Origin of the sequence: Paenibacillus kobensis NBRC 15729, assembly GCF_004000825.1 — a bacterium.
GTDB classification, from domain to species: domain Bacteria; phylum Bacillota; class Bacilli; order Paenibacillales; family Paenibacillaceae; genus Paenibacillus_T; species Paenibacillus_T kobensis.
Map to the genome: position 1 here is coordinate 1 of NZ_BILZ01000111.1, position 6,911 is coordinate 6,911.

The window sequence follows — 6,911 nt, forward strand, 5'->3', positions numbered from 1 at the left end:
ATCACCTCCCCACCGCCAGGGAGCTAATTATGTAGTTACTCCGAGGATACGCCAACGACACATACAACAGCACAAAAGCGCCGGCAGTTATGCCGGCGCTTTGTTATTCGTCATTCCGGCCATAGGGGCGGAGTCTATTGGAACGGAGAAATTATATGTGCTATTCCAGCGACTTCTGCCGGATCTCGTCCGCGACTCGCTCGATGAACGCCGCCAGCTCCAGGCTGCCTAGATCGCCTTGCCCGCGCTTGCGGACCGAAACGCTGCCGGATGCCTGCTCTTTGTCGCCTAGAATGAGCATGTAGGGCACTTTGGACAGCTGCGCGGCGCGGATTTTGTAGCCGAGCTTCTCGCTGCTGCCGTCGACCTCGACCCGAATGCCATGCTCACCAAGCTGTTTCTTCACCGCGCAAGCGTAGTCGGCATAATGATCCGATACAGGCAGTACCGCGACTTGAACCGGAGACAGCCATACCGGGAACTGACCGGCGTAATGCTCCGTCAGCATGCCGATGAACCGGTCAATCGAGCCGTAGACGGCGCGGTGGATGACGACGGGCTGATGCTTCTTATTGTCCTCGCCGATGTAGGAGAGGCCGAATTTGCCCGGCATCTGGAAGTCGAGTTGAATCGTCGCGCACTGCCAACTGCGCTTCAGCGCGTCGCGGATATGGAAGTCGATCTTCGGCCCATAGAATGCGCCGTCTCCTTCGTTGACCCGGTACGCAATGCCGCGGGCATCGAGCACGCTGCTCAGCGCCGCTTCCGCTTCGTCCCACAGCTCCTGCGAGCCCATGGAATCTTCCGGCCTCGTCGACAGCTCGATGGAGTACGCGAAGCCGAACACGCTGTAGATCCGGTCGATCAGCGCAATGACGCGGCCAATCTCCTCCTCAATCTGATCCGGGCGGACGAATATATGCGCATCGTCCTGGCAGAACGTCCGCACGCGCATCATCCCGTTCAACGCGCCGGAATATTCGTGCCGGTGAACTTGGCCGAACTCCGCGATACGGAGCGGCAGCTCCCGGTAGGAGCGGAGCTGATTTTTGAAGATCAGCATGTGGCCCGGGCAGTTCATCGGTTTCAGCGCGAACTTGCTGTCGTCCACTTCCGTGAAATACATATTGTCCTTGTAATGGTCCCAGTGGCCCGATTCCTCCCACAGCCGCTGATTCATCATGAGCGGCGTGCGGACTTCCTCGTATTCCAATTTATATTGCAGCTCGCGCGAGAAGTTCTCCAATCCGTTCCGCAGGATCATTCCCCGGTTGAGATAAAAGGGCATGCCCGGCGCTTCCTCGGAGAACATGAACAGTCCCAGCTCCTTGCCGAGCTTGCGGTGATCACGCTTCTTCGCTTCTTCAAGCAGATGCAGATGCTCTTCCAGCTGCGCTTGCTTCGGGAACGCCGTTCCGTAGATGCGCTGCAGCATCTTGTTGTTCGAATCGCCCCGCCAGTAAGCACCGGCAATGCTGAGCAGCTTGAATGCCCGAATCCGGCCCGTCGACGGCAAATGCGGTCCGCGGCACAGATCGACGAACTCGCCTTGCTCGTAGAGCGAGATGACAGAGCCGTCCGGCAATGCGTCCAGCAGCTCCAGCTTCAGATCGTCCTGCCGCGCCGAGAAAATCGCCTGTGCTTCTTCGCGGCTCGCTTCCCTTCGGCGTATCGGGAGATCGGCTGCGGCAATAGCCGCCATCTCGCGCTCAATGCGAGCTAGATCGTCTGGCGTCAACTGGTGCGGCATATCAATGTCGTAGTAGAAGCCGTCTTCGATGACGGGGCCGATGCCGAGTTTAACGGCGCCCGACTCAGCTCCATACAGCCGCATCAGCGCCTGTGCCATGAGATGCGCCGTGCTGTGACGGTACACTTCGAGACCGTCGGCGCTGTCTTGCGTTACGATCTCGACGGAGCAGTCGGCATCTAGCGGCGTATACACGTCGACGAGTTTGCCGTCCCGTTTGCCTGCGACCGCATTTTTGCCCAAACTCGGGGATATCGCGCTTGCTAATTGTTCAATCGTCGTTCCTTGCTCACACATCTTCACTGCGCCGTCCGGCAAAATGACTTTAACCGCCATTTCGTTCACCTTCCTGATTGTCATAATCAAGACTAGCGAAAATGCGCACAAAAAAAGCACGCATCCCGCAAAGGGACGAGTGCTTGTAAACTCGTGGTTCCACCCTACATTTGACCGATGATCCTACGGCGGCGGATCAGGGGTCCTCATTGGCATCCGTTATCGGGGATGAACCGGTGACGTATACTTGCGCGGCCGCCCGCGGGTTCCACGTCACGGCTACAAAGGGGTAACTTCATCGTCATCGCTGAAGGAGCTCGCAGCAATCGCCCCTCTCTCTGTACAGGATGGATCGTTGAAATCATGTCTTTGATCATCGCCATGCTATAGCTTGGGACTGATTATAACCACGGCTGTCATTCACTGTCAAGCGGCATATTATCCCGTATTCGGTTCAATTCGAGATCGAATTCATCGCGAACAGGTGTAGATAATGCCTCTCGAAGCACTTGGAAATCATCTGCAGGTATCGTAAAATATAGGCACTTGGGCCGCTGTCCGAGAGTATAAGCGAGGGAATGAGGACCGATGGAAATTCGCCGCATTGTTGCGGAGGAAGTGCCGGCTGTATATGCCCTGATGGAGGATGTCGTATCGCGGATTCCGTCGAAGTCGTTGTTTGCAACCGATGAAGAAGCCTATTTCTATGCGCATGTAGAGGAATTGGGAGAGATCTATGGAGCCTTCCAAGACGGCCGGCTTGTTGCTTACTCGGTGTTGTCCTTCCCTGGACTTCGGGATTGGAATCTCGGCTCCGAGTTCGGCGTTCCGAAGGATGAGCTTACGAAAGTAGCCGTGCTTGAAGCGACCGTTGTTCATGAATCGGTACGCGGGCTCGGGCTGCAGCGGCTGTTCAGCCAGATTCGGGAACAGAGGGCTCGAGAAAGTGGCGCACTGTACTTATACTCAACCGTTCATCCTGATAATGCGCCGAGCAGACGAAATCTGGAAGAGGCGGGCTTGACGGTGCAATTCACTCGTCCGATGTATGGCGGCTTGATACGCCATTGTTATGCGAAGCGGCTGGAGCTGTTGGAGCTGCCGGCAGATGCTCTCGCGGAGAATAAGCAATTAAGCGGCCGGGTTGCGATCGCACCAGGAGAATAGACGAAAGCTCCCCGAAATGCTATGATTTCATGAGCGGCACTAAGTGCGCAAATGGACGTTAATTGCGGAGGAGAACGCATATATGGCTAGACGGAGCAACAACAGCCGGCCTGTCACGGGTCCGGACAAGCTGGACCACCGGGTACACGTGCTGCTCAAGGAGTGGGCAGGACTCAGCGGCTTTTACGGCTATAAAGAGATGGAACTCGATGAAATCATGGAGCTCGTCAACACGCAGGGCTACAAGACGGAGGTCGACCGTTCCGATCCATCGGCTAGAATCGTCGTGATGTTCAAGGACGGCTCGGCGGTCCGCAAGAGCAAGTTCGTGCTCGACGAGAAGGGCCGCGCGTTGAAGGCGTATTAGGTTAAGCGATTGTCGGCATCGGCAGGCGGGGCAGCATAACGCTGCATCGTCCTGACGTTGTGCACGTCAGACAGTAGACAGGACCGGTGTCATCTTCGGATGGCGCCGGTCCTGTTTGCGTCTATTAGCACGGCGCATAGTTTGTCATCGCGTGCCATAACCTATGGCAAATGAGGTATCAGATACTAAGATTTGTTCAAAAGCTTACGTTGACGTAAACGTTTGTTTTGGTCTAATATAAGTCATGTCGTTGTTGTGAACGGCGATGGGGGTATGATCGCATGAAAAATTATAAGATCGACGAAGTATCCAAGTTGAGCGGATTGACGAAGCGGACGATTCGTTATTACGAGGAGCTGGGACTGCTGTCTCCTCCGGAACGAACCGACGGCGGTATGCGGCTGTATACGCAGGAGCATATTGACCGGCTTGGCCAAATCGTGAATGCGCGCGACGTGCTCGGGTTCTCGCTGCAAGAAATTTTAGAGTTCGTCAAAATTCGCGAGGAGATATCGAGTCAATCGCATGTGTATCGAACCTCGGTCGATGCCGAAGAAAAGCGGCGTCAATTGGTTGAGGTCGAGAAGAACGTGGCCATACAGCTGCGGCTGATCGACCAGAAGCTGGAGAAGATGACGCAATTCCGCGCGGAGATTGGCCAGATTCATAGGCGCATCTGCGATGCTATCGAGAACACCCCGCAGAATTAACACATTTTCATATCTAACCAAAGGAGTCTGAGCAAAGTATGCAATCCAAAGAGCAACAAAAAGTCAGCATGTTCAGCCAGCCGATGGCGCTGTGGGCCGTCATATTCGCCTGCATTATCGCTTTCATGGGCTTGGGTCTCGTCGACCCGATCCTGCCGTCCATCGCGAAAAACTTTAATGCATCCGATTCGGACGTGACGCTGCTCTTCACGAGCTATAATGCGGTCATGGCGATCGCCATGCTGATTACGGGCGTTATCTCTTCCCGGCTAGGCATCAAATGGACACTCATAATGGGCGTCATCATCATTGCCCTATTTTCTTTCTTGGGCGGCTTGTCTAATGGGGTATGGGGCCTTGTCCTATTGCGCGGCGGCTGGGGCCTCGGCAATGCAATGTTCGTTGCCACCGCGCTAACCGCTGTCGTCTCGATGTCCAAAACGGGTGTTGCGCGTTCGATCATTTTGTTCGAGGTAGCGGTTGGCCTGGGCATCTCCGTCGGCCCGCTGCTCGGCGGCGAGCTCGGCTCGATCTCGTGGCGCGGTCCGTTCTTCGGCGTAGCCGGCTTAATGGTCATCGCGTTCATCTTGCTGATGACGCTCATGCCATCGCCTAAGCGGCAAGCACAATCCGCGGCGAGGAAGAAGACTTCGCTGCTTGACCCGTTCCGTGCGCTGAAGAATCGTGCGCTTCGCACATTCGGCATTGCGGCGTTCCTGTACAACTTCGGTTTCTTCACCCTGCTCGTATATGCAGCGCTAGTGCTGGGCCACATTCATCACTTCGATGAACATCAGCTCGGCTACGTGTTCCTCGGCTGGGGTCTGCTGCTGGCGTTCACATCCGTATTCGTCGCGCCTAAGCTGCAGAAATGGCAAGGCACGGTTCCGGCGATGTGCGTACAGCTGCTGCTGTTCGCCGTCACGCTGTTCGTCATTGCGAACTGGACGTATGAGAAGGAAGTCGTCGTCTGGATGGTTATTTTGTCCGGCGCATTCCTTGGCAACAACAACACGCTCATCACGACAGGCGTTATGAATGCTTCGACGATCGAGCGTTCGACGGCTTCGGCCGCTTACAGCTTCCTGCGCTTTATCGGCGGCGCGATTGCGCCTTATCTGGCGGGCAAGCTGTCCGAATGGTACAACCCGCACATGCCGTTCACGGTCGGCGGTACCTGCGTTGTTCTGTCGGTCATCTTCCTGTGGTTCAACCGTAAGCACTTGAAGCATGTCGATGCGGTAGAAGGCCATTAATCGTTAGCTCTCATCCTTGGTTTTATTCAATCCCTATAACCATTCTTGAACCCTTCGACAAGTCTAGTATGGCTGGTCGAAGGGTCTTTTTATTAGCGGGGGTCATGACGGCTCGAGTCGCTTGTGATGAAGCGGCTTGGCTGCCATGGCAGGAGGGCCGAACTCTTGTGTTCCTCCTTCAGTTCTGGGACAATAGGTAATAGGACCAATCGTTTCGAAGAGAGGGTATCACATGAACCGACCAACGATTTACCAATTTACGTTCGAGCAGTTGGCTGCATGGCTGCTGGAACGCGGACATAAGAAGTTTCGCGCGACGCAAGTGTGGGAGTGGCTGTACCGGAAGCGGGTTGCCGAGTTCGCGGCGATGACCGACGTGCATCCGACTTGTATTGCGCTTCTGGAAGAGAATTTTGTGATCGAGACGCTGACCGAGCATACGAAGCAAGTATCGGCGGACGGCACGATCAAGTTTTTGTTCAACCTGTCGGACGGCAATTTGATAGAGACGGTGTTGATGCGGCACAAATTCGGTCTGTCGGTATGCGTGACGACGCAGGTCGGCTGCAATATCGGCTGCAGCTTCTGCGCGAGCGGGCTATTGGCGAAGAGCCGCGATCTGTCGAGCGGGGAGATTACGGAGCAGATTATGAAGGTTCAGTTCCATCTCGATGCGGCCGGACAGGGCGAGCGGGTCAGCCATATCGTCGTGATGGGCATCGGCGAGCCGTTCGATAATTATAAGAACATGTCCGACTTCATCAATACGGTGAAAGATCACAAAGGGCTAGCAATCGGCCCTCGCCATATTACGGTGTCGACGAGCGGTCTCGCCGGCAAAATCAAGGAGTTCGCCGATTCCGATCTGAACACGAATCTGGCTGTTTCGCTCCATGCGCCGAACGATGAGCTGCGGACGTTCATTATGAAGATCAACAAGGCGATCCCAATCGCCAAGCTGATGGATGCGATCGACTATTATTTGGCGAAGACGAATCGGCGTATTACGTTCGAGTACATTTTGCTCAAGGACGTGAATGATCAGGTTGAGCACGCACAGGAGCTTGCGGCTCTGGTCGACGACCGGCGCGATCTGGTGAACGTGAACCTCATCCCGTACAATCCGGTTGATGAGCACAGCCAATATCAACGAAGCACGCAGGAGTCGATCCGGGCGTTCTACGACGTACTGAAGAAGCACAACGTCAGCGTCAGCGTCCGTCTGGAGCACGGTGTCGACATCGATGCGGCGTGCGGCCAATTGCGCAGCAAGCAGATCCGCGCGGCGAAGTAAGCTTAAACTTAAACCCAAACAGGATAGACGCTATTCAGTGGGAATAGCGTCTGTTTTATTTTTGCCTGATAGCGTAACAAAGTGTGTCGTT

6 protein-coding genes are annotated in these 6,911 nt (G+C 55.1%); 5 read left to right on the plus strand and 1 reads right to left on the minus strand.

Going from position 1 to position 6,911, the window contains the following annotated elements; genetic code table 11:
* Nucleotides 1–160: 160 nt before the first annotated feature.
* Nucleotides 161–2,086: a threonine--tRNA ligase gene (gene thrS, locus PKO01S_RS28020; RefSeq protein WP_127534732.1), complete on the minus strand. Its 1,926-nt coding sequence runs from the start codon at nucleotides 2,084–2,086 to the stop codon at nucleotides 161–163.
* A gap of 528 nt (nucleotides 2,087–2,614) precedes the next feature.
* On the opposite strand from thrS, the gene PKO01S_RS28025 reads away from it, so the two are divergent.
* The 5 genes from PKO01S_RS28025 to rlmN all read left to right on the plus strand — a co-directional run bounded on the left by PKO01S_RS28025 (nucleotide 2,615) and on the right by rlmN (nucleotide 6,820).
* A complete protein-coding gene (locus PKO01S_RS28025; RefSeq protein ID WP_127534733.1) occupies nucleotides 2,615–3,193 on the plus strand; it encodes a GNAT family N-acetyltransferase in 579 nt (192 codons plus the stop codon).
* An 82-nt stretch (nucleotides 3,194–3,275) separates the two neighbouring features.
* Nucleotides 3,276–3,560, plus strand: a complete 285-nt coding sequence (locus tag PKO01S_RS28030; RefSeq protein ID WP_127534734.1) for a hypothetical protein — start codon at nucleotides 3,276–3,278, stop codon at nucleotides 3,558–3,560.
* Nucleotides 3,561–3,841: 281 nt separating this feature from the next.
* On the plus strand, nucleotides 3,842–4,270 hold the full coding sequence (locus tag PKO01S_RS28035) for a MerR family transcriptional regulator (RefSeq protein ID WP_127534735.1): 429 nt from the start codon (nucleotides 3,842–3,844) through the stop codon (nucleotides 4,268–4,270).
* Between the two features lie 38 nt (nucleotides 4,271–4,308).
* The gene (locus PKO01S_RS28040; protein WP_127534736.1) at nucleotides 4,309–5,526 is read left to right on the plus strand and encodes an MFS transporter; all 1,218 of its coding nucleotides are present in this window, start codon (nucleotides 4,309–4,311) and stop codon (nucleotides 5,524–5,526) included.
* Between the two features lie 232 nt (nucleotides 5,527–5,758).
* A complete protein-coding gene (gene rlmN / locus PKO01S_RS28045; RefSeq protein ID WP_127534737.1) occupies nucleotides 5,759–6,820 on the plus strand; it encodes a 23S rRNA (adenine(2503)-C(2))-methyltransferase RlmN in 1,062 nt (353 codons plus the stop codon).
* Nucleotides 6,821–6,911 lie beyond the last annotated feature (91 nt).